Genomic DNA, 22,070 nt, shown 5'->3' with positions numbered 1-22,070 from the left:
TTTTTGTGCGTCGCAGCACGGCTCGAAGAGCGGCCGCTGCGCATGAAGGGGAGCGTGGAGAGATGGACCGGATATCGTACCAGTTCTATGAGATGATGCATCTGGCTTTCGCCCCGGCGCGGGCGATGTCGGACGCGACTCTCACGACCTTCAAGAATCCGTTCAATCCCTTCGCGCATACGTCGGTAGGGCGCAGCGTCGCGGCGGCGGCCGAATTGTTCGAGCGCATGACGCGCCGCTACGGCAAGCCGGTCTTCGACCTTCCCGAGACGCTCATCGACGGCGTGGCGACGCCCATCGTCGAGGAGGTGGTGTGGGAGCGGCCTTTCTGTCGGCTGCTGCATTTCCAGCGCGTCTTCCAGGGCGAGGCGCCGCGCCAATCCAAGCTGCTGATCGTCGCGCCCATGTCCGGCCATTACGCCACTCTGCTGCGCGGCACGGTCGAGGCTTTTCTGCCGAGCCATGACGTCTACATCACCGACTGGTGCGACGCCCGCGCCGTGCCGAATGAGAAAGGCGTCTTCGGCCTCGACGATTATGTCGATTATCTCGTCGACATGCTGCGCCTCTTGTCGAAGCGCGACGATGGCGTTCCGCTGCATACGCTCGGCGTCTGCCAGGCGTCCGTGCCGCTCATCTGCGCCATTGCGGCGCTGGATGGCGAGGGCGGCGTCGATGCGCCCGAATCCATGGTGCTGATGGGCGGGCCGATCGATCCGCGCCGCAGCCCGACCGCGGTCAATCGTCTCGCCGTGGAGCGCGGCGTCGATTGGTTCCACCGCAATTGCATCCATTCCGTGCCCTTTCCCCATGCCGGGTTCGGGCGCAAGGTCTATCCGGGCTTTCTGCAGCTCTCCGGCTTCATGGCGATGAATCTCGAGAAGCATGTCGCCGCGCATTTCGACATGTTCAACCATCTCGTCGAGGGCGACGGCGATTCCGCCGAGAAGCATCGCGACTTCTACGACGAATATCTCGCCGTCATGGACCTCGCCGCCGAATTCTATCTCGAGACGGTCGAGAAAGTATTCATCCGCCACGAGATTCCGCAAGGCCTGCTGCGCCATCGCGGCGAGATCATCGATCTTTCGGCCATACAGCGCACCGCTCTGCTGACGGTGGAAGGCGAGAAGGACGACATCTCCGGCGTCGGACAGACCTACGCCGCGCAAGAGCTGTGCGCGAATATTCCGGACGTTCGCAAGCAGCATTATCTGCAAGAGGGCGTCGGCCATTACGGCGTCTTCAACGGCTCGCGCTTCCGCCGCGACATCGTTCCGCGCATCCGCGAGTTTTGCGCGCGGGTGGAAACGCCGCAGGCGTGAGCGAAGCGGCGCGCGATCTTCGAGATCGGCGGAAACTCCGCGCCGCGCCCGAAGGTCGTCCTGGTCGGAACTAGCCCGGCCAGGAGGTTGTGGGCGAGTTGGAAGATATGTGAATCTGTGAGCGGCTCGCGGGATGGGGCGCCTCGCGAAGCGATCCATCGCCGCGGTTCCGCGCCGCCGCCTCACGCAGGCAGCAGCCCCTTGCGCAGATTCTCCCCCGCCAGCGTGATGATGCGGCCGACCGCCGCAGGATCGGCGAGCCAAGCCTCTATGCGCGGATGGCTGAGCTGCGCTTGCGTGCAGCGGCGATAGACCTTGTAGCATTCGGCGAGATAATAGGGCAGCGACACGAATTCGCCGACCTCGCTCGAGAGATGATAATTCTCGAGCTTGAAGGTGTAGCTGCCCTGCACGCCGAAATATTCGCCGATCGGCGGATAGATGGGGAATATCTCCGCGCGGCCGAGATCGTCGATCGCGTAATAATCGCCATTGATCGGCGCCGGAGTCGGCAGGCCGGCATGAGCGAAAAATTTCTTGGCGAGATCGAACAGCACGAATGGCCGCGGATGCACCAGCGAATACATGAACACGCCGCGGCGCGACCAATTGGCGATCTCGCTGGAGAGATCCATGTCGAATTTGCGCTTGCCGGTCTCGACCAGCTCGTTCACGGCGTCGTTCCACACGTCGAAATAGCCGAGCGCCTCGAACACATTGCGATTGAACAGCGCATGAGCCTCCTCCACCGAGAGGCCGCGGCGGAAGGCGAAGACGGCGAGCGCCGAATGATAGGGGCCGACGGGGCCGATGGTCGGCGCATGGCCGCGCGTTTCGTCCAGCAGATAGACGAGATCGGGATGGAAGGCGGAAAAGGTGATCGAGGGAATCATGATCACTTTGTCCAGCAATTCGCACAGCTCCGCCGAGCCGCCGCCGCGCACATGCCCGTGCAGAAACTCGTGACAGAACACATAGTCATAGGTGGCGAGCGTCTTGGCGAGCAGCTTTATGTCGGCGAGCGTCTTGGCGATCGCCGAGAAATGCGAGACGCGCGCGGAAGGGTCGAGCAGCTTCATCGCATAGGCGAGACCGAAAGCCTGGCAATTGCCGATGACGGCGATGCGCGGCCCGGTGAGGCGCGGACCCTTGGAATGGAAGGGCGCGAGCCGCGGCTCGACGAGGTGAGTGTACCAGGAGCGGATGATCTGTCGGTCGATCTGTGACAACATGCGCGGGTAACGCCATTTCGTCGCGGCCCGAAATCGAAGTCGGCGCCGAAGGATGACAAGCGCCCGGTCGCCGTCTATGCTCCCGGCCGCATCGATGAGGCCGCCGCATTCATCCTGTTGCGCCGCGCCGTTTCGCCTTTGCGAGAGCGGACCGCGCGTCTTAGATGAACCCTGCTCGACGAGCCCTGCGGCCGGCGGCTTTCCAGGAGACCGACAATTGGCGGAACATCCCTATAGCTCCCTACCCGACCATCGCTTCTGGCGCAAGGCGGTGACGCAGACGCCGCCCTTCGCGATCGACCCCATTCTCTCCACGCCTTTCAAAATCTCGCTGCGCGACAAGGTGGCGACGGCCGGGAGTTGTTTCGCGCAAGAAATAGCTCAGAAACTGAAGGCGAGCGGCTACCATTATTATCTCGCCGAGCAGCCGCCGGAGGGCATGTCCGCAGCCGAGGCGGAGCGGCGCAATTATTCGATGTATTCCTGCCGCTACGGCAATCTCTACACGACGACGGCGCTGCTCCAGCTGTTCGACCGCGCCTATGGGAAGTTCCAGCCGGAGCTCGTGCATTGGGTGCGCCAGGAGGACGGCCGCATCGTCGATCCGTTCCGCCCGAGCATAGAGCCGGACGGCTACGACTCGATCGAGGACATGCTCGCCGAGCGCGAGCGGCATTTCGCCGCCGTGCGCAAAATGTTCGAGACGATGGACGTCTTCATTTTCACCTTCGGCCACACGGAGTCCTGGCGCTGCCATGATGGCGCGGTGCTGCAGCAGGCGCCGGGCGTCGCCGGCGGCGTCTGGAATCCTGCGGTTTTCGACTTCCACAATATGACCGTGTCGGAAGTGGTGCGCGACTTCCTCGCCTCGGTCGATCGCATCCGCTCGGTCAATCCGAATTCGCGCATCATTCTCAGCGTCTCGCCGGTCGGCATCATCGCCACTTACGAGAATCGCCATGTGCTCGAATCCAATTCGGCGATCAAGGCGATATTGCGCGCCGCGGCCGACGAGGTGGTGCGCTCGCGGCCCAATATCGCTTATTTCCCGTCCTACGACGTCGCGACGGCGCCGCCCAATGTCGCGCGCTTCTATCGGGACGACGTGCGGCGCATAAATTCCTTCGGCATCGGCCAGACGATGCGCCTGTTCTTCGACCATTTCACCGAGCGCGAGGCGCAGACGGCCAAGATCGAGCCGCTGAAATTCGACGTGGCGGCGGAGGCGGAGAGCAATTCCCGCATCGTCTGCGACGAAGAGGCGATCGAAACCGCGTGAGGCCGTGATCTACGTTTCGCGAAACTAGAGCTTATATATCCTCTGTCGCCGTTCGAACGGAGGATTCGCCTCATGGTCACGGGCTCGCTCGCTCTCGCTGTCGCCGGCGCTTTCACGGGGGCGTCTCTCTATGTCAATTTCGTCGAGCAGCCCGCGCGGCTGAAGCTCGACGACGCTGCGCTCATGAAGGAGTGGGAGACTTCCGATCATCGCGGTTTCGCGCTGCTCGCCGGGCTCTCGCTCCTCTCCGCGCTTCTCGGCTTCGTCGATTACAAGACCTCGGACGATGTGCGCTGGCTCGCGGGCGCGGCGGCGATCATCGCCGCCTGGCCTTTCATGTTCTATGCGGTGTCGCCGCTCGACAATCGCATTCTCGCCCTGATTTCCGCCGAGGACGGCGTCGACGCGCGCAAAGCGATCGTGCTGTGGGGTGAGCTCGAGTTCGCGCTCACCGCGCTCGGCGCATTGGCGACGGCGCTTTTCGTCTTTGCGAATGGCTGATGTGATTTTCCGGCCGAGTCGTTCCGCTTTGTTTCTCCCGGCCGAAGATTCGACACGATGCTCGTCGATCCTCCGTCTTCACAGCAGAAGGAGGATCGACATGACGCGCTCTTTCGCCCGCGAATTTCTGGCGCCTTCCGCGGGGGCGCTGCTCGCCGCCGCAATGGCCGCGAGCCCTGCGACAGGCGCCTCGTCCCATGATCCGCGCGGCGTCTGGCTGCGGCCGGAAGGCGGCGTGCAGTTCAGCTTCTATGATTGCGAGAACGGCAAGCTCTGCGCCAAGGTCGTAGCGGCGCAGAGCGCCGAGGACCGCTCCGCGATCGGCGCGGTGATCCTGCGCGGCGCCCGGCAGACGGGACCCAATGAATGGTCGGGCCGGCTGTTCAATGTCGACGACGGCAAGACCTATGATGGCTTCATCACTGTCGAGAGCGCGACGCGATTGACGCTGAAAGGGTGCCTCTGGGGCATGTTGTGCAGCGACGAGACATGGACGCGCGTCTCCGCGCCGCCGGCGGCGCACGCAATGGTCGACGATCTGCGATAGGTCTTCGATTCATCGGCGGATCGATTTGATCTCGAAGCGCGCCGGCAGCGCGCCTTTGTCGACGAGAAGATGCGCGGCGACGGAGAGGCGTCGGCGTCGCATCCAACACGAAATAGAAATAAATCTCGTAGTTCAGCGTCCAGCTCAGCTTGAAGAAGGGGCGTTGTAATTGGGAGATTTTTAGCGAATGGCTTGAGCGGCGGCGCTTTCGGAGGCGGCGCGGGCGACCTCGGCCGCGAGCGGGCCGATGAGGACGAAGGCGAAGCCCGCCGCGCGCCATTCCACCGCGGCGAGGCCGGGCGCCGTCTTGGGTGGGGCTGCCGGAGGACGCTCGCCGCCGGCGCGCTCGAAATAGAGCGCGGCCGGTCCGCTGGCGGCGGAACGGTAGATCAGCAGGCCGGCGGGCGCGAGCACGCCCGGCACGAGCCGTCCGCCGACGAGCTCGAGCCCGGCGGCGGAAAGATCGGGCAGACGGGCGAAGCCGACGCGCTCGCCGAGCCATGTCGAAAGCTCGGCCTTGTGATCCGCGCCGATCTCCACCGGGCGCATATCCTGCGCATAGGTTTGATAGGCGAGCTGGGCGTGGGCGAGGAGGCCGGGCGGCTCGATGACGACGCGCTGCGGGGCGGCGGGCGGCGAGGCCGGGCCGGTGAAGGCGAGCAGCGCCGCTCCCGCCACCACCGCGCCGGCGAGCAGCGTCACCAGCGACATGACGATGGCGGGCCGGCGCGGCGGCCTGCGGCTGGTGTCCGAACGCCGCATGGCCCGCAGCGAGGCGCCTTTGCTGGGGCTGAAGCGCGCCCAATTGACGCCGGAGCCGAAGCTGCGCGTCAGGCTCGTGACCGAGGCCGTGCGCAATCCTGAGGGCAGCGGCTCCTTCACTGTCTGGGCGAAGGCTGCGCGCAGCGCCGCATTCTGCCGGCGCCAGCCCTCCACCAGCGCGGCGTCCTCGGCGTGATTGTGAAGATGGTCCTCTATGCGACGGCGATTTTCTGCGTCGAGCTCGCCATCGACGAAACCATGCAGATCGGATTCGTCGACATGCTCCCCGGGGCTCATCGTCGGCTCGTTATTTCACGACGCGCAAATGCGGCCCGGATCGCCGGCCGGCGTCGGCGCCCGGCGACGGATGGCGATCCAGCGCCGTCAGCGCCGAGCGCGCGCGCATCAGCCGCATCAGCGCCACGGGCCGATCGGTGCGGGCGATGCGCGCCACTTCTTCGTAGGTGAAGCCCTCGAGCGCCACGAGCAGAAGCGTCTCCCGCTCCTCGAAGGGGAGATCGGCGAGTCGATGCATGATCGCGGGCTGGCGCAGCGACGGCCGATGCGGGGCGGCGGACCGCAGCCGCCGTTGCGCGGCATGGGTCAAGGATGCGTAGAGATCGACGCGAATGTCGAGAACGGCGCCGGGAGCATCGTGCCGCGCCTCGTCCGCCGTGGTCTGCAGTGCGGTCTGCACGAGCTCGTCGGCGAGGTCATTGGCCGCGCCGCAGAGCAGCGCGCGGGCATAGCGGCGCAGGCCCGGCGTGAGCCTCTCCAGAGTCTCCTCGAAATCCTCCGCCTGTCCCATCGCTCGGCCCGTTTCGCGCGGCCCACGACGCCTCGTCCGCGCGGCGCTGGTTCGGTTTGCTGGACACAGATATTATGCCAGTCCGGCGTGATTGACTATCTCCGCGCCCTGAGATTTATGTGTTTTTGTAAGGGGCCGGGGGACGCTTCCGGTGGGTCGGCCCGCGCCGATGTCCCGAGCCCGTGTCCCGAGCCCAAAGTCCCAAGCCCGCGCGCATCTCGCGTAGCCCTCCAACGGCGTTGCCGACAGGCGGCGGAACACCCCGCCTCTCGATCGCAGATTTATGGAAACTTTGCTCCCATGTCGCAACCGGAACCGACGTCGAACGGCAATATTTTCAGCGGCGTTCTCGCCGGCAAGCGTGGCCTCGTGCTCGGCGTCGCCAATAATAAATCGATCGCCTGGGGCATAGCCAAGGCCGCGGCCGACGCCGGCGCCGAGCTCGCCCTCACCTATCAGGTCGAGGCGTTGGAGAAGCGCGTGCGTCCGCTCGCGGCGGAGATCGGCGCGACCGTCGTCGGCCGCTGCGACGTCTCCGAGCCGGAGACGATCGACGCCGTCTTCGCCGAGGTCGAGAAGCTGTGGGGCAGAATCGATTTCGTCGTCCATTGTCTCGCCTTCTCGGACAAGGATCAGCTCGACGGCCGCTATGTCGACACGACGGCGGAGAATTTCACGCAGTCGCTGATGATCTCCTGCTTTTCCTTCACGGCCGTCGCGCAGCGCGCCGAGAAGCTGATGAAAGACGGCGGCTCGCTGCTCACCCTCACCTATTACGGCGCCGAGAAATGGATGCCGCACTACAATGTGATGGGCGTCGCCAAGGCTGCGCTGGAGGCCTCGGTGCGCTATCTCGCCGCCGATCTCGGCGAGAAGAACATTCGCGTCAACGCCATCTCCGCCGGGCCGATCAAGACTCTGGCGGCCTCCGGCATCGGCGACTTCCGCTATATTCTGCGCTGGAACGAATATAACGCCCCGCTGCGCCGCGTGGTGACGATCGAGGAAGTGGGCGAGACGGCGGTCTATCTGCTCTCGCCCATGGCGCGCGGCGTCACCGGCGAGGTGCTGCATGTCGACGCCGGCTATCATGTCGTCGGCATGATGAATCCGGGCGCCGCGCCGAAAATGGCCTCGCTGCTGGCCCTGCTGCCGCAGCATACGACCGAGGCGAAATAGTCTTCATTCGGTCACGGCCGTCATTCCCGTCGCGCGCGAAACGGCGTGATCGGGAATGCGCTCGCTAGCGTATCGCCCGGACTCGCCGCGGCCGTTTTGCGACTGCCGGCGAACTGTTTGCCGACCTTGAAAAAGCCCGCGGCGAGTAAGCGAGCGCAACTGCCTCGCGCCGCAGATTACGCAAAATCGTTCCTGAAAGACTGGGAACGACTGTCGCGTTCCGGTCGGTTCGACATGAACCGACTCAAAGAGCCATGTTGCTGCTCGTCGCCAACAGCGCCCCACTCCGACCGGAGTGGCGCGACCATCCGTTGAAAGGCGAATGGAATGGCTACCGAGAACGCCATTTCGGCGGCGATTTCCTGCTGGCCTATAAGGTAGACGACAGCGACGAGGCGGGCCTCGTCGTTTTCATTCGCGCTGGCGCTCACGCCGACCTTTTCGACGAGTAGGCGCAATTCTGGCGTCCATCGACGCTTCGTGGGCGTCGCGATAAACGCACCGGGAATGTAGCGACGCCTTCAGCGGAACTTCACCGTGAGATCCGTGCCGACGGCGCTGGTCTCCGAGCTCGGCCCCTGATCGGAAATGATCATCGAGCCGCCGAGCCAAAGGCGATCGGCGATTTTCTGGCGCACCTCGTCGGAGAGCTCGATGCGATCCAGAGCGTCGGCGGCGCTGGAGGCCGCGCCGAGTGGAGCTGCGCTGCGCTGCTCTTCCACCATGCCCCTTTTCTTATGCGAGGCGCGCGCCTCGGCGATGCGCGGCGGCATGGAGAGAACCGACCATTTCAGCGCGCCGTCGCCGCCGGCCGCGGTGGCGATATAAAGATGCGAGCCGAGCGGGCGCTCCGGCTCGCGGACAGTCGCCGGCGCCTCGAAGATCGGCGTCAGCCCTTGGCGCACGTAGATGCGCTGATTCTTCTTGCTCACCAGAATGGAGATCGGCGCGGTCCGCAATTGCGCGTCCTTCTCCGCCTTGGCGGCGGCGGCGGCGGCTTCGGCCGCCTCGCGCGAGCGGCGGACGGCCTCGACATGTTCCGCGTCGCTGGCGTTGTAGGCGGTCCTGGCGGCCTCGAGCCGCGTCCTGGCCTCGGCGAGGGTGGCGTCCGCCTTGGCCCTGGCCGCTTCGGCGGGGCTGGCGCCGTCGCTGGTGGACAGCTCCGGCTTGGCGGTCGCCACTTCCTGCCGCTTGGCGGCGACGCTGTCGGCGGCCTTGGCGGCGGCTTCGGCCTTGGCGCGGGCTGTGGCTTCGGCGGCTTCGGCGGCTTTCAGCTCCGCCGAGGCGCGCACGGCCTCCAGTCGCTTGGCGTTCAGCGCAGCGGCGGCTTCGGTCGCGGCCTTGGCGGCGGCGGCCGCCTCCGCCGCGGATTTTACTCTCAGCTGCTCGGCGTAGCGGCGCGGATCGATCAGCGCAGCGGCGCCGCCGTCGGCGAAGCCGTCGCGCAGACCGGCGTCGGCGAGCGCCGCGGCCGAGGCTTCCGTCGCCGAGCGCATTTTGGGCGTCGGCAGCGCCGGATGCGCGATTTCCGTCGGTGAAAGATCATAAGGAGCGATGACGACGCGCTCGCCGATGCGGGTCATGCCCCACAGCTTCTGCGCGAAGGCGCCCGGCAGGCGAATGCAGCCATGTGAGGCCGGGTGGCCGGTCACATGGCCCGTATGCATGGCGACGCCGGACCAGGTGATGCGCTGCATGAAGGGCATGGGCGCGCCGGCGTAGAGATTGGAGCGATGGAAACGCTCGCGCCCGAGAATGGTGAACATGCCTTCCGGCGTCGGATGGCCGGGCACGCCGGTGGAGATGACCGAGCGGTCGACGAGGCCATTGTGATTATAGATCGAAATATGCTGCCCGCCGAGCGACACGACCGCGAACAGCGGCCGCGCGAGGCTCACGGTCTCGGCGGCCGGCTTGGCTTCGGCGGATTTCGCGCGTTTGCCGCGCTTGCGCGGCGCCGGGGCCTCGGCGTCGGAATTGGCGGAATAGCCGATAGCGGCGGCGGGTCTCGCCTCGAGGGCGAGGACAGTGGCGGCGACGCTCGCGGCGCAGACCGCGGAAAAAGCGCGAGCGCAGACCCTGCGGCTGCGGGCGACAGCTGCGACTTCCGACATGACGCGAAAACTCCTGACACACACGAACACATTGCTCGAGCAAATAACGCTCTGTCTCGAAGTGGACAGAGCCTCGCCCTGCATTGCTCTTATTGGTTAACGATCGGCTGAAATCTATGCGCTCGCGCACTTTACGAAGAATTGCGGGGAATTTTCCTTTTCGCCGCCATAATGTCTCGAGGCCGTTCGCCGCTTTCCTCCGCCGCGCGCTCGGGAGCGTGAGGCGCGCGCCTTATCTGTCGCCGCAGAGACATCGGAGAGAAAAATGGCGGCGACCAAATTTCGAAATGCGCTGGAGCGGCTCGCGACGCTGCCGCTCGTTCTCGCTCTCTCGCTCGCGCCGGCTCGCGCCTGCACCAGCTTTCTGTTGAGAGCCGCGGATGGCTCGGCGGTCTATGGGCGGACGCTGGAATTCGGCTTTCCGCTCGAATCGGAGGCGATCGTCATTCCGCGCCATCACGCCGCGCGGGCGAGCGGGCCGGAGGGCAAGCAGACCTGGGGTTGGAAGTCCCGTTATGCGATCGCCGGGCTCAACGCCTTCGGCCTGCCGGTCGTCGTCGACGGGATGAACGAAAAGGGCCTCGCCGGCGGCATACTCTATTTTCCGGGCTTCGCCTCCTACGCCGACTCGAAGACCGCGGACCCCGGCCATGCGCTCGCCCCTTGGGATTTCCTCACCTGGGCGCTGGGCAATTTCGCCAGCGTCGCGGAGCTGCGCGAGGCGCTGGACACGATCGCCATCGTCGATGTCGTCCAGCCGACGCTCGGCATTGTGCCGCCTTTCCACTACACGCTGCACGACGCCGGCGGCGCCTCGCTGGTCGTCGAGCCGAGCGGCGGAAAGCTGAAAATCTATGAGAATCCGCTCGGCGTCGTCACCAACGCCCCGTCCTTCGACTGGCATCTCACCAATCTGCGCAATTATGTGAAGCTCTCGCCGGTCGATGCGCCGTCGCTGAAGATCGGCGACGAGAGCTTCGCCCCGCTCGGCGCCGGCTCCGGCCTGCTGGGCGTTCCGGGCGATCCGACGCCGCCGTCCCGATTCGTCCGCGCGGTGGGGCTCGTCCTCTCCGCCGAACCGCAGAAGGACGTCGCCGGCGAAGTGCGCCTCGCCGAGCACATCCTCAATAATTTCGACATTCCGATGGGGCTGGTGCGCGTGTCGCCCAAGGAGACGTCGCGCTTCGAATATACGCAATGGTCGTCGATCGCCGATCTCTCGGGGCGCGTCTATTATGTGAAGAGCTATGACAATCAGGCGCTGCGCAGCATAGATCTGACCAAATTGGAGCTCGAAGGGCGCAGCGTGCGGGCGGCCCCTCTGCGGCCCTCGCTGCGGGCGGCTCCGGTGGAATTCCCCAAGCGGTGACGCCTCCGGCCGGGCGCGGACGAAGGCCGGCCGGCAGCCCTTTTCTCGAAATCCCGCTCGCGATGTCGAGAACGCCTTGTCATGGGGGAGGCTTTTTGTTAGACGGGCCGCCTGCCGGCGCTTTGGTTTCGACCAAGGAGCCCCGGCGCGGTCGTGGCGGAATTGGTAGACGCGCTAGCTTGAGGTGCTAGTTGGGCAACCAGTGGAGGTTCGAGTCCTCTCGACCGCACCAAGCCTCTCGTTGCGGAGGCTTCTCATCGATCGGCTTTCGACGCGAGGCTCCGGCCGCGCATCGCCCTGGACCGAGCGAGAGCCTCCTTTTTCCAGAAAAAGACCGGCGCGCCATGGCGACGGGATAGACATGTCCGCGCGCTGCTGGAGCAGCGCCTGCGGCGCCGTTCGGCCGAAAGCGGCCTCGAAAAATCCGGTTGGGATCGAAAAATGTCGGGTCGCGTATTTGGTTTTGACAGATTGCTGAAAATTTTCGGCCGCAAGACGCAGACATTCGATCGTTATGTCGACGCGCTCCCGACGCATCAGAACGCCATAGACGCCATTCCGGGGTGGAGCACCGCTTTCCCCGAGGCTTTCGGCGTGACGGCGGGAATCGTGCCGACCTATTACGACCAGCGGATTTTCTGGGCGATCGACTGTTTCGGCGCGCTCGAGGGGCGCGAGGTGCTGGAGCTCGGTCCGCTCGAGGCCGGCCACACCTATATGTTGGAGAATGCGGGCGCGCATGTGGACGCCGTGGAGGCCAATCAGCTCGCCTTCATGCGCTGCCTCGTCGCCAAGGAGATTTTGGGCCTGCGGAAGGCGCGCTTCTGGCTCGGCGATTTCGTCAAATGGCTCGAGCAGACCGACAAGAGCTATGATCTCATCGTCGCCTCCGGCGTGCTCTATCATCAGCACGATCCGCTGCGGCTGCTGGAGCTGATCGCGCAGCGCGCCTCGGCGGTCTTCATCTGGACCCACGTCGTCTCGGAGGCGATGCCGGTCTCCGATCCGCGTCGCAGCGTGATGGCCGATGTCCCCGAGGAGCATTCCTTTCATGGCGTCACCGTGCGCGCCTATCCGCGAAGCTATGTGAAGACGCAGTCCAATCCGGCCTTTTGCGGCGGGATGCGCGACGATCATCGCTGGCTCGACAAGGACGATCTCATCGCCGCTCTGCGGGCGCTCGGCTTCGACGACATTCGCACCAACCACGATGATCCCGACCATGTCTACGGCCCGGCCATCTCGATCTTCGCGCGCAGGTCATAGTATGAGGCGGGCGGATCGGCGAGGCGGGATGGCGAGATGAGAGTGCTGCTGCTCGGCGGGTCCAACGCCGGCGTCTATTTCGGTTGGGCCGCCCAATTGCAGGGCCTCATGCCGGCACATGAGATCGTCAACCGCTTTCTCGGCGCCGTCGGCTCGCTCTATGGGCTCTCGCGTCTTCAGGACGCGGAGCGCCGCGGCGAGCCCGCGCCCGATCTCATCGTCTTCGAATATGCGCTCAACGACATGATCCTGCTGGATGCGGGCTTCGTCACCACGGCGCTGATTCACGACGCGCTCGCCGGCGTCGCGCAGTTTTGCGCGCTGCGCGGCGTGCCGCTGCTGTTCTTGTGCCTGCATCCGCGCCCGAGCGGACGCGCGCGCGTCGCGTCCAATGTTCGGCGCGTCGAGCGCATCTATCAGCGCGTCGCCGAGGCCCATGGCATGGCGCGCTGCCCGACGCTGGAGACGATCCTCGGGCGCGTGCGTCCCGAGGATTTCGTCGATCCGCATCATCTGACCGCGGAGGCGTCGCTGCGCTGCGCGAAAGTCGTGGCCGACGCCGTCTCCGGCGGCCGCATTCGCGTTCCACGCGCCAGCCGCCTTCATCCGCCCTCCTTCGATTACGTCCCGGCGAGCGCGGCCGAGTCCTCGGGCCGCTGCCGCCGCATCGAGATCGCATCGACGGTTTTCTCCGGGAGCTTTCTCGAGCTCGCCCGGCCCGGCGTGAGCCGCTGGCCCGGTCGCGGCCGGCTCGCCGGGCTGCTGCTGCGCTCCACGCAGGACAGCGGCGTCTATCGCGTCGCGGCCGGCGGGCGGGCCTATGCGCGGACCGCGCAATCGGACATGCGCGAAATCGTGCCCAATCTCATTCTTCTCCATTACTCCCGCCGACGCCCCTGGGCCGAAAGCGATCTCGAGGTCGCCATGCCCGACGACGAGAGCGCCCTCGCGGCTCTGCCCCAGGAACCGACGCTGCTGCCGGCGGAGCCGGGCGCGCCCTTCGGCGATCAGACGCTCCAGATCGCCGGAGCCGTTTTCTGGCGTCCGTCCTTCTGGCGGCGCTGGCTGGCTTTTCTCTTGCTCCGTCTGAGTTTTACAAAGCAAAGCTCAAGATAGGCCAGGTATTTCCGTCCTTCTCGGCCAAGCCGCGACCACAATTGGGCGGCAGTGTCCGCCGCGCCGATGCGACGAACCAGAGAGAGGCGCCGCCATTCATGTCCGACGAGACGAGTGACCATACTGTCGATCTGAGCGACCCTTCCGAATATGAGGATATCGTCTCTCAGCGCGCTATCGCCTTCTGCCACCTCGCCAAAGTCGCCGATTCCGTCCGCGACGAGCAGGTCAAGGAGCAATGCCTCATCATGCTGCGCAAGCTCAACGCCAGCATTAGGGCGCCCTCCACCGCCGAAGTGCGCGCCATCGACGGCGGCCAGTTCTGAACGCCTCAGCGCTTCAGGCGGGACGCGATCGCCTGCTGCGCCTCGGCGAGGCGCGCCTCCAACGCCCGCAGCCGCGGGGGCTCCGCAATGGCGGATTCATAGTCTTCCGCCGCATCGCCGAGCGGGAAGGCGCCGATGGCGCGCGACGCGCCTTTGAGCGTATGGGCGAGATCGAGCCGAGCCTTGTCGGAGGCGGCGGCGGCGAGCTTGCCGCTGAATTCGGCGGCCTGGGTCGCGAACAGCGCCAGCAACTCGGCTTCGAGCGCGACGTCGCCCATGGTCTGGCGGGAAAGATGCGCCCAGTCGATCGCCGCTCTCGAATTCTCCGGGCCGGCGCCATCCGTCATTCTACGTCTCCGATCGGTCTCTGCGGGAAAAGCCATGCTTTTCCTGTGGATTGCGCCGCGCCCGCGCAACGGGCCGCGGCGAATGCGCTCGCCGGGTCCGATGGGGCGTCGTATTCTCATACGAATCAATTCAATGTAAGCATTGCTTCGGTTTTCCGGCCAGGCTCCAGATCGCCGGTTGTGCTCCGCTCCAGGCCGGAGCCGAAGCATCTTCCTCCAATCGCGTTAACGACGATTTCGTTTGGCCGCCGGCGCCCGTTTCATTTGCGGGCTGACGGCGGTAATATTTGGTTAATCTTTTCTGCTCGATGTGAACGGCAAAGTAAGGTGAGCGGCGTCATAAAGCGGAACCATGACCGCTCGGAGAGGTGACGATGGCGAAATCGGGCAAGCCCCAGGACGCGGCTATCGCTGCGCTGTCGGCGGTCGAAGAGGCGTTGAATCTGGGCTTGGAGTCCAGCGCCGAGGCCGTGACGGAGGCGGGCGAGAAAGCCGCGTCGCAGGCCGACAAGGGCGCCGAGCCCGCGGACAAGGGCGTGGCGAAGGGCAAGGGCCAAAGCCAGGGCGAAGGCAAGACCGCGCCCGGCTTCAATTTCAGCTTGCCGTCGCGTCGCCAGGACGGGCGCGAGGCCGCGTCTCGCCCGGCGGAAGGCGCCGCGCCGGCGGCCGCTCGCGGCTCGGCCAAGCCTCCGGTCGCCCCGGCCGGCGCGCCGGCCAATGACGATCGCCAGACGATCGGCGAGCTGCGCGCCGCGTTGCAGGTCCGTCCCAACACCGCCATTCTGGGCTACACTTTCCTTTCCATCGCCGCCTGGGCGGCGCTGTGGACTCTCTTCGTCTATTTCAATCAGGGCGAGATTCTCGATCGCGAGAACGGCTCCTTCCTCGCGCCCAAGCCGGTGCTGACGCTGCTGGCGCTTCTGGCGCCGATCGTTTTCATCTTCGTGACCGGCGTGATGGCGCGCCGCGCCCATGAGATGAAGCAGGTCGCCAATTCCATGGCCGAGGTGGCGATTAGGCTGATCGAGCCGGAGACCATCGCCACCGAGCAGATGGTGACGCTCTCGCAGGCGATCCGCCGCGAAGCCGCCTCCATGGGCGACGGCATAGAGCGCGCGCTGGCGCGGGCCAGCGAGCTCGAGATCATCGTGCGCACCGAGGTGTCCAATCTCGAGCGCTCCTATTCCGAGAACGAGCGCCGCATTCGCGTGCTCATCGACGAGTTGACCCGCGAGCGCGAGGCGATTCTCGTCAACGCCGACAACGCCCGCACGGCCTTGCTCGGCGCGCGCGAATCGCTGTCGGCGGAGCTGCAATCGACCTCCTCCCATCTCGCCGAGACGGTGAGCGAGGCCGGCGGCCGCGTGACCGCCGCGCTCGGCTCCAAGGGCGAGGAGATTCGTCTGGCGCTGGAGCATGTCGGCGACGGCTTCAATTCCACGCTGTCGACGCGCGGCGAGGATATGGTTCTGCGTCTCTCCACCGCCGGGGAGACGATCGCCGCCAGCCTCAATCTGGCCTCCGAGGAGGTCACGCGGCGCTTCTCCGACGGCATAGCCGAGGCCGACCGCAAGCTCCAGGAGCGCGGCGAGGCGCTGGCGAGCGATTTCGAGAGCCGCGGCGCCTTCGTCGTCGAGCGGCTCGACTCCATCGGCGGCCATCTCGTGCAGGCGGTGGGCGAGCGCGGCGAGAGCTTCGTCGATCGTCTCGCCGAGACGAGCGGGCGCGTCGACGAGGCGATCGAGACGCATGGCGGCGCGATCGAGCGTTCGCTCGTCGCCGCCTCCGAAAATCTCGCCGCCCAGCTCGCCGATAAAGTGGCGGCGACGGAGACGGCGTTCAAGACCGCCGGCTACCGCCTCGCCGAATTGCTGGAGGAAACGCGCGAGCGCGCCAGTGGCGAGCTCGCGGCGCATGGGGCCGGCCTCAACGAGCGTTTCGCGCAGTCTCTGGCCGACAGCGCCGGCGCTTTCACCGAGCAGGCCGAGGCTTTGCACGAGCGTTTCGCCGCCGTGGCCGGAGAGGCGATCGCCGCCATCGCTTCGCATGGCGACCGCGTCACCGAGACTTTGGCCGATCGTCTCGGGGCCTTCGAGGAGAATGTCGTTGTCCAAGGCGGCGAGATCGCGACGCGCCTCGTTGAGCAGAGCGAGCGCATCGGCGCGGCGCTGACGCAGGGCGTCACGGAATTCGAGCAGAGCGTGGCGCTGCGCAGCGCCGAAGCGACGGCGCGTCTCGCCGAAGAAGGCGCGCGTCTCGGCCAGACGGTGGCGGAAGGCCTCGCCGTCTTCGAGGAGCGCGTCGCGGGCCAAAGCGAGGATGCCGTCTCGCGGCTCGCCGCCCATGGCGAGGTGATCGGCGCCGCAGTGGCGGAGGGCCTCGCGGCTTTCGAGGAGCGGGTCATCGGCCACAGCGAGGAAGTGGCGACGCGTCTTTCCACCCGGGGCGAGGAGATCGGCACGGCGGTCGCCGCCGGCCTCGCCGCTTTCGAGGAGCGCGTGGCGGGTCGCAGCGAGGAAGCGGCCGAGCGTCTTTCGACGCGGGGCGAGACCATCGGCGCCGCCGTCGCGGCGGGCGTCGCGGCCTTCGAGGAGCGCGTCACCGGCCACAGCGAGGATGTGGCGGCGCGGCTCGTTCTCCATGGCGACGCCGTCGGCGCCGCAGTGGCGGAAGGCCTCGCCGCTTTCGAGGAGCGCGTCGTCGGCCATAGCGAGGATGTCGCCAATCGTCTGGCGTCGCATGGCGATACGATCGGCGCCGCCGTCACCGAAGGTCTCGCGGCCTTCGAGGAGCGCGTCGCCGGCCAGAGCGAGGATGTCGCGGCGCGGCTCGCGGCCCATGCGGACGCCATAGGGACGGCCGTCACCGAGGGGCTCGCCGCTTTCGAGGAGCGCATTTCCGGCCAGAGCCTCTCGGCCGCCGAACGTCTCATCGAGGAAGGCGCGCGCATCGGCCTTTCGGTCTCGGAGGGGGTCGCGGCTTTCGAGGCGCGGGTCATCGGCCACAGCGAGGCGGTCGCCGATCGTCTCGTCGGCCATGGCGACGGCATCGTCGCGGCGGTGACGGAAGGTCTCGCGGCTTTCGAGGCGCGAGTCGTCGGCCAGAGCGCCGAAGCGACGGAACGTCTCGCCGCCCATGCGGAGGCGATCGGCTCGACCCTCTCCGAGAGCCTCGCCGTTTTCGAAGAGCGCGTCCTCGGCCAGAGCGAGCAGGCGGCCGAGCGCATCGTCGTCCAGGGTGAGGCGATCGGAGCCGCCGTCGCCGAAGGTCTCGCGGCCTTCGAGGCGCATATCGCCGGCCAGGGCGAGGATATCGCACAGCGTCTCGTCGCTCACGGCGATTCGATCGGCGGCATCGTCACCGAAGGGCTCGCCAAATTCGAGACGCGCGTGCTCGGCCAGAGCGAGGAGGCCGCGGCGCGGCTCACCGCTCATGGCGACGCCATCGGCCTCGCCGTGGCGGAAGGCATCGCCGCATTCGAGGATCGGCTCTCGCAGCAGCACGAGGCGACTCTCTCCACGCTCGAGGAGCAGAGCGAGCGCGCGACCGCCGCCGTCGCCGGCGGGCTCGAGGCCTTCCGCGATGCGGTCGTCCAGCAGAGCGAGGAGACCGCGACGCGCTTCCTCGATCAGGGCGAGAAGATCGGCCATGCCGTCGCCGAAGGGCTCGCCGCTTTCGAGGAGCGCATCGCCGGCCGCAGCGACGAGACCGTCTCCCGGCTGGTCGAGCGCGGCGACGAGATCGGCGCCTTTCTCTCCCAGGGCCTCGCCGCCTTCGAGGAGACGGTGGTGCGCCATGGCGACGAGGTCGCCGCCCGCGTCGCCGAAAATTCGGATCGCATCGCCACTGTCCTCTCCGAGCGGCTCACCGCTTTCGAGGACCAGGTCGTGCGGCAGAGCGGCGACGTCGTCGCCCGCGTCACCGAGCAGGCGGAATGGGTCGACGGCGTGCTGGTCGGACGGCTGGACGCGCTGGAGGAGGCGACCGCGCAGGTTTCGCGCACGCTGGACGAGACGCGGAGCCGCGCCGAGGCGGCCTTCGCCGATGGCGGCGCCGCGCTCGAGGCCGGCCTCGCCCAGGGCGTCGCCGATGTGGCGACGACGCTCGCCGAGCAATCGGCCGCGCTGCAGGAGCGTTTCGCCGCCACGGCGAGCGAGGCGGCTCTCGCCATCGCCACACAGGGCGAGCGCATAGAGGAAGCGCTGACCGCGCGCATCGCCGCTTTCGAGGCGATGGCGATCGATCAGGGCGGCGCGCTGGCCGCGGCTCTCGCGGCCGGCGGCGAAGGGCTCTCGCGCGATGTGGCCGAGCGCCTCGTCGCGCTCGACGAGACTTTGCGCGGCCATTCCGAGCGGCTGGCGGAGCAGATCGGCGAGCATTCCCAGCTTCTGGCGGCGGAGCTCACCGAGCGTCTCACTGCGGTCGATTCCACCATCGTCAACGAAGGCGCGGCGCTGGTGGCGGCCATCGCCGCCAATGGCGAGGGCTTCACCCGCGACGTCGGCGAGCAATTGGCCGCCTTCGACGAGGCGCTGCGCAATCGCGGCGGCGAGCTCAGCGCGCAGATCGGCGAGCATTCGCAGCTTCTGGCGGCGGAGCTCACCGAGCGTCTCACCGCGGTCGATTCCGCCATCGTCAACGAGGGCGCGGCGCTGGTGGCGGCCATCGCCGCCAATGGCGAGGGCTTCACCCGCGACGTCGGCGAGCAATTGGCCGCTTTCGACGAGGCGCTGCGCAATCGCGGCAATCTGTTGGCCGAGCAGATCGGCGAGCATTCCGATCAGCTCGCGGCGGCGCTGGCCGAGCGGCTGTCGGCGGTGGACACCACCATCATCGATCAAGGCGGCGCGCTGGTCGCGGCGTTGGCGGCGAGCGGCGACGGCGTCGCCCGCGGTGTGGAGGAACAGCTCGCGGCCTTCGACGAGCGGCTGCGCCATCAGGGCGGCGAGCTCGCCGCGCAAATCGGCGAGCGCTCGCAACAGCTCGCCTCGGCGCTGGCCGAAGGGCTTTCGGCGGTGGACACCACCATCGTCGATCGCGGCGGCGCGCTGGTCGCGGCGCTGGCGGCGAGCGGCGACGGCGTCACGCGCGGGGTGGAGGAGCAGCTCGCGGCTTTCGACGAGCGGCTGCGCCATCAGGGCGGCGAGATCGCGGCGCAGATCGGCGAGCATTCGCAGCAGCTCGCGGCGGCTCTGTCGGAGCGGCTGGCGGCGATCGACGCCGCCATCGTGCAGGAAGGCGGCGCGCTGGCCGATCGGCTGGCGGAACGCGCCGAAGAGATCGCGGCGCGCATCGGCGATCAGTCGCAGCGACTGTCGGAGGATGTCGGCCAGCGGCTCGCGGCCATAGACAAGACGATTTCCGGCGACGGCACGGCGCTGGTCGAATTGCTCGGCGCCCGCGCCGAGGAGATCGCCGCGGTCATGTCGTCGAAGATCGAGAGCTTCGAGACCGTCTCCAACTCCCGCACGCGGCAGGCCGCGGACCGCATAGACGCGCTGGTCGGGCGCGTCGATTCCGGCCTCGACTCGGCTGGCAAGGCCTTTCAGGAAACGCTCGCCCGTCACGCCGTCGAGGTGGCGCGCGCCATGGGCGAGGGCGGCCGCGAGGTCATTCGCTCGCTCGACGAGAAGGTCAAGGACATCGACGCGGTGCTGCTCGCCCGCTCGACCCAGCTCACCGAGACGCTCTCCTCCAAGGCGGAAGAGATCAATTCCACGCTCGGCGGCCGCGCGGAAGAAATCGCCGGCACGCTGGACGGACGCATCGGCGTCTTCGAGAACAATGTCGTCGGCCGTCTGGACGCGGTCTCCGGCGAGATCGGCGAGCGCAGCCGCGTCGTCGTCGAGACGATCAACGCCCGAATCGAGGAGATCAACGCGACCCTCGCCTCGGCGCGGCGCGATCTCGACACCACTCTGCACGCCCGCACCGGCGATCTCGGCCAGGCGCTGACCGAGCGCGTCGGCGAGATCAGCTCGACGCTGGAGCAGCGCCTCACGCAGATCCAGACGACGCTCGGCGATCGCGGCGGCGAGGTGACGCGCGAATTGGCCAATGTCGGCGAGCTGGTCGCCCATGCGATCGAGAGCCGCGGCTCCGCCATCGTGCAGCATCTCGGCGAGAAGCGCGTCGAGCTGGCGGCGGCGATCGACCAATCGGCGGAAGAGCTGAAGAAAGCTCTCGCCGACGGCGCCGGGGGTTCGGTGCGCGCGCTGCTCGACGTCAATGAGAAGCTGCGCGCCGAGCTGCCCGAAGTGCTCGACCGGCTCGGCGAGACCAATTCCTCGCTGCAGACGATCATCTCGACGGCCGGCGGCAATCTCGCCAATCTCGACAGGGAGCTCGGCGGCAAGCTGCGCGAGTTCCAGGGCGCGATCGAGACGGTCGGACAGCATATCGCGCAGATCGGCGAAGTGTCCGGCGGCGTCATGCGCGACGCCGGCTCGGTCGTCGGCGCGATGGAGACGCATCAGCAGAGCCTGACGCAGAGCGCCGAACGGCTGGCGCAGAGCCAGTCCGAGCTCGACGCAGCGCTCGACGCGCGCCGCCTCTCGCTGGAAAATCTCGTGCTGCTGGTCGAGGACAAGCGCAGGGATTTCGAGGAGACGGTCGCCAATTTCTCCAGCCTGGTCGAGGAGAATTTCCGCCGCGTCGAGGAGCGCGCCCGCGACGTCGGCGGCTTCATCGCCCAATCGACGCAGGAGACGGCCGATCTCGTCGACGAGCGCTTTTCCGCCGTGCGCGACGCCGCTTCTCGCGAGCGCGAGGAGACCACTGCGGCGCTGCGCTCGGCCTATGAGCAGGCCAATGACGAGCTGGCCGATATCTTCGGCCGGGCGACGGAGAAATTCGCCGCCGCGGCCAATGAGATCCGCGGCATGTCCGCGCAGATTCAGAGCGAGCTGGAGCAGACCCGCGCCGAGCTGCGACGCGGCGCACAGGAATTGCCGCGCGAGACGGCCGAGCAGGCCGCCGCGCTGCGCCGCGTCGTCGGCGAGCAGGTCAAGGCGCTCAACGAGCTGACCGACATCGTCGCGCGCTCGGGCCGCGCCTATGACATCGCCGAGCCGGCTCCGGCGCCCGCCGCTCCGGCGCGGCGCGGCTTCGAAGCGCCGGCTCCGGCCGCCGTCGCGCCGGTTCCGCCTGCGCCCCCGGCTGCGCCGGTCGCGGCTCCCGCCCCGCGCGCGCCCGAGCCGAGCTGGGCCAGCCGCGCCCCGCGCGAGGAGGCGCCGCGTAGCGCGAGGGCCATTCAGCCCGCGCCGCCGCCCGCTCCCGCGGTGCGGCCCGCGGCCTCCGCCACGGAGGACGGCTGGCTCTCCGATCTCTTGGCGCGCGCCTCGCGCGACGAAGCGCCCGCGCCGCGCGTGAGCGCCGCCCCCGGGAGAGCCAAAGCCTCCGGCGCGCTGGACAATCTGACGCTCGATATCGCCCGTATGGTCGATCACGCCGCGGTGGGCGAATTCTGGGACCGTTTCCAGCGCGGCGAAAAAGGCCTGTTCACCCGCCGGCTCTACACGGCGCAAGGGCAGCAGACCTATGAGGAAATCCGCCGCCGCTATCGCGTCGACGCGGATTTCCACGCCACCGTCGATCATTACGTCCAGGAGTTCGAGCGGCTCGTCGCCGAGACCAGCCGCAACGATCGCGACGGCGCGCTGACGCGCGGCTATCTCACCTCCGACGCCGGCAAGGTCTACACCATGCTCGGCCATGCGGCGGGTCGTTTCGAGTAGCGAATCTTCGCCGCCGGCGCCCAAGAGTTAGGCGCCGGCGATATTTCGTCCTATAGCGGATCTCGTGTCTCGTCGGTCGGCGAGACGCGCGGCCGGCGCAAACGCGCCATTTCTTGTTCCATTTCGACAAAATTTGTCGTCTTCCAGACCAGCTATGTGACAT

At 67.2% G+C, this 22,070-nt stretch carries 16 protein-coding genes and 1 tRNA gene; 12 read left to right on the top strand and 5 right to left on the bottom strand.

Features of this window, described 5'->3' with window-relative positions:
* Positions 1-62 precede the first annotated feature (62 nt).
* Positions 63-1,325, top strand: a complete 1,263-nt coding sequence (locus tag C5689_RS01295) for a polyhydroxyalkanoate depolymerase (protein ID WP_108915442.1) — start codon at positions 63-65, stop codon at positions 1,323-1,325.
* Positions 1,326-1,507: 182 nt separating this feature from the next.
* Here the strand turns inward: C5689_RS01295 and C5689_RS01290 are convergent, their stop codons facing one another.
* Entirely contained in the window at positions 1,508-2,557 is a 1,050-nt protein-coding gene (locus tag C5689_RS01290; protein ID WP_108915441.1) for a WcbI family polysaccharide biosynthesis putative acetyltransferase, read from the bottom strand.
* Positions 2,558-2,774: 217 nt separating this feature from the next.
* On the opposite strand from C5689_RS01290, the gene C5689_RS01285 reads away from it, so the two are divergent.
* From C5689_RS01285 to C5689_RS01275, 3 genes are all read left to right on the top strand, one after another.
* The gene (locus C5689_RS01285) at positions 2,775-3,836 is read left to right on the top strand and encodes a GSCFA domain-containing protein (protein ID WP_108915440.1); all 1,062 of its coding nucleotides are present in this window, start codon (positions 2,775-2,777) and stop codon (positions 3,834-3,836) included.
* A 72-nt stretch (positions 3,837-3,908) separates the two neighbouring features.
* Positions 3,909-4,337: a DUF1772 domain-containing protein gene (locus C5689_RS01280; protein ID WP_108915439.1), complete on the top strand. Its 429-nt coding sequence runs from the start codon at positions 3,909-3,911 to the stop codon at positions 4,335-4,337.
* A gap of 100 nt (positions 4,338-4,437) precedes the next feature.
* Positions 4,438-4,884, top strand: coding sequence for a DUF2147 domain-containing protein (locus C5689_RS01275; protein WP_108915438.1), 447 nt, complete (start codon positions 4,438-4,440; stop codon positions 4,882-4,884).
* Positions 4,885-5,064: 180 nt separating this feature from the next.
* Here C5689_RS01275 and C5689_RS01270 read toward each other — a convergent pair whose 3' ends face one another.
* Both C5689_RS01270 and C5689_RS01265 read right to left on the bottom strand, forming a co-directional pair.
* Positions 5,065-5,943, bottom strand: a complete 879-nt coding sequence (locus C5689_RS01270; protein WP_108915437.1) for an anti-sigma factor family protein — start codon at positions 5,941-5,943, stop codon at positions 5,065-5,067.
* 10 nt (positions 5,944-5,953) lie between these two features.
* Positions 5,954-6,454, bottom strand: a complete 501-nt coding sequence (locus C5689_RS01265; protein ID WP_108915436.1) for an RNA polymerase subunit sigma-24 — start codon at positions 6,452-6,454, stop codon at positions 5,954-5,956.
* Between the two features lie 300 nt (positions 6,455-6,754).
* On the opposite strand from C5689_RS01265, the gene fabI reads away from it, so the two are divergent.
* On the top strand, positions 6,755-7,633 hold the full coding sequence (fabI, locus tag C5689_RS01260) for an enoyl-ACP reductase FabI (RefSeq protein WP_108915435.1): 879 nt from the start codon (positions 6,755-6,757) through the stop codon (positions 7,631-7,633).
* 254 nt (positions 7,634-7,887) lie between these two features.
* The gene (locus C5689_RS18750) at positions 7,888-8,085 is read left to right on the top strand and encodes a type II toxin-antitoxin system RelE/ParE family toxin (protein WP_244594526.1); all 198 of its coding nucleotides are present in this window, start codon (positions 7,888-7,890) and stop codon (positions 8,083-8,085) included.
* A 69-nt stretch (positions 8,086-8,154) separates the two neighbouring features.
* Here C5689_RS18750 and C5689_RS01250 read toward each other — a convergent pair whose 3' ends face one another.
* A complete protein-coding gene (locus tag C5689_RS01250) occupies positions 8,155-9,747 on the bottom strand; it encodes a L,D-transpeptidase family protein (protein ID WP_108915434.1) in 1,593 nt (530 codons plus the stop codon).
* A 265-nt stretch (positions 9,748-10,012) separates the two neighbouring features.
* Between C5689_RS01250 and C5689_RS01245 the strand changes: the two genes are divergently transcribed.
* From C5689_RS01245 to C5689_RS01225, 5 genes are all read left to right on the top strand, one after another.
* The gene (locus tag C5689_RS01245) at positions 10,013-11,116 is read left to right on the top strand and encodes a choloylglycine hydrolase family protein (protein ID WP_108915433.1); all 1,104 of its coding nucleotides are present in this window, start codon (positions 10,013-10,015) and stop codon (positions 11,114-11,116) included.
* Positions 11,117-11,263: 147 nt separating this feature from the next.
* Positions 11,264-11,348: transfer RNA gene (locus C5689_RS01240), tRNA-Leu, on the top strand.
* A 209-nt stretch (positions 11,349-11,557) separates the two neighbouring features.
* Positions 11,558-12,382, top strand: coding sequence for a class I SAM-dependent methyltransferase (locus C5689_RS01235; RefSeq protein ID WP_108915432.1), 825 nt, complete (start codon positions 11,558-11,560; stop codon positions 12,380-12,382).
* Positions 12,383-12,418: 36 nt separating this feature from the next.
* Positions 12,419-13,498: an SGNH/GDSL hydrolase family protein gene (locus C5689_RS01230; RefSeq protein WP_108915431.1), complete on the top strand. Its 1,080-nt coding sequence runs from the start codon at positions 12,419-12,421 to the stop codon at positions 13,496-13,498.
* 98 nt (positions 13,499-13,596) lie between these two features.
* Positions 13,597-13,824, top strand: coding sequence for a hypothetical protein (locus C5689_RS01225; RefSeq protein WP_108915616.1), 228 nt, complete (start codon positions 13,597-13,599; stop codon positions 13,822-13,824).
* A 5-nt stretch (positions 13,825-13,829) separates the two neighbouring features.
* On the opposite strand, the gene C5689_RS01220 is transcribed toward C5689_RS01225, so the two are convergent.
* The gene (locus C5689_RS01220; RefSeq protein WP_108915430.1) at positions 13,830-14,171 is read right to left on the bottom strand and encodes an Hpt domain-containing protein; all 342 of its coding nucleotides are present in this window, start codon (positions 14,169-14,171) and stop codon (positions 13,830-13,832) included.
* A 374-nt stretch (positions 14,172-14,545) separates the two neighbouring features.
* Between C5689_RS01220 and C5689_RS01215 the strand changes: the two genes are divergently transcribed.
* The gene (locus C5689_RS01215) at positions 14,546-21,907 is read left to right on the top strand and encodes an apolipoprotein A-IV repeat region-like domain-containing protein (protein ID WP_108915429.1); all 7,362 of its coding nucleotides are present in this window, start codon (positions 14,546-14,548) and stop codon (positions 21,905-21,907) included.
* The last annotated feature ends 163 nt before the right edge of the window (positions 21,908-22,070 follow it).

Source organism: Methylosinus sporium (assembly GCF_003113265.1).
GTDB classification, from domain to species: Bacteria; Pseudomonadota; Alphaproteobacteria; order Rhizobiales; family Beijerinckiaceae; genus Methylosinus; species Methylosinus sporium.
Note: the sequence above shows the minus strand (reverse complement) of the source record. Positions and strands in the feature narration are given on the sequence as shown.

Bases quoted from the DNA above. Each gene is read 5' to 3' on its own strand.
- C5689_RS01295 (WP_108915442.1), top strand. From the start codon at position 63: ATGGACCGGATATCGTACCAGTTCTATGAGATGATGCATCTGGCTTTC.
- C5689_RS01290 (WP_108915441.1), bottom strand. From the start codon at position 2,557: ATGTTGTCACAGATCGACCGACAGATCATCCGCTCCTGGTACACTCAC.
- C5689_RS01280 (WP_108915439.1), top strand. From the start codon at position 3,909: ATGGTCACGGGCTCGCTCGCTCTCGCTGTCGCCGGCGCTTTCACGGGG.
- C5689_RS01275 (WP_108915438.1), top strand. From the start codon at position 4,438: ATGACGCGCTCTTTCGCCCGCGAATTTCTGGCGCCTTCCGCGGGGGCG.
- C5689_RS01270 (WP_108915437.1), bottom strand. From the start codon at position 5,943: ATGAGCCCCGGGGAGCATGTCGACGAATCCGATCTGCATGGTTTCGTC.
- C5689_RS01265 (WP_108915436.1), bottom strand. From the start codon at position 6,454: ATGGGACAGGCGGAGGATTTCGAGGAGACTCTGGAGAGGCTCACGCCG.
- fabI (WP_108915435.1), top strand. From the start codon at position 6,755: ATGTCGCAACCGGAACCGACGTCGAACGGCAATATTTTCAGCGGCGTT.
- C5689_RS18750 (WP_244594526.1), top strand. From the start codon at position 7,888: ATGTTGCTGCTCGTCGCCAACAGCGCCCCACTCCGACCGGAGTGGCGC.
- C5689_RS01250 (WP_108915434.1), bottom strand. From the start codon at position 9,747: ATGTCGGAAGTCGCAGCTGTCGCCCGCAGCCGCAGGGTCTGCGCTCGC.
- C5689_RS01245 (WP_108915433.1), top strand. From the start codon at position 10,013: ATGGCGGCGACCAAATTTCGAAATGCGCTGGAGCGGCTCGCGACGCTG.
- C5689_RS01235 (WP_108915432.1), top strand. From the start codon at position 11,558: ATGTCGGGTCGCGTATTTGGTTTTGACAGATTGCTGAAAATTTTCGGC.
- C5689_RS01230 (WP_108915431.1), top strand. From the start codon at position 12,419: ATGAGAGTGCTGCTGCTCGGCGGGTCCAACGCCGGCGTCTATTTCGGT.
- C5689_RS01225 (WP_108915616.1), top strand. From the start codon at position 13,597: ATGTCCGACGAGACGAGTGACCATACTGTCGATCTGAGCGACCCTTCC.
- C5689_RS01220 (WP_108915430.1), bottom strand. From the start codon at position 14,171: ATGACGGATGGCGCCGGCCCGGAGAATTCGAGAGCGGCGATCGACTGG.
- C5689_RS01215 (WP_108915429.1), top strand. From the start codon at position 14,546: ATGGCGAAATCGGGCAAGCCCCAGGACGCGGCTATCGCTGCGCTGTCG.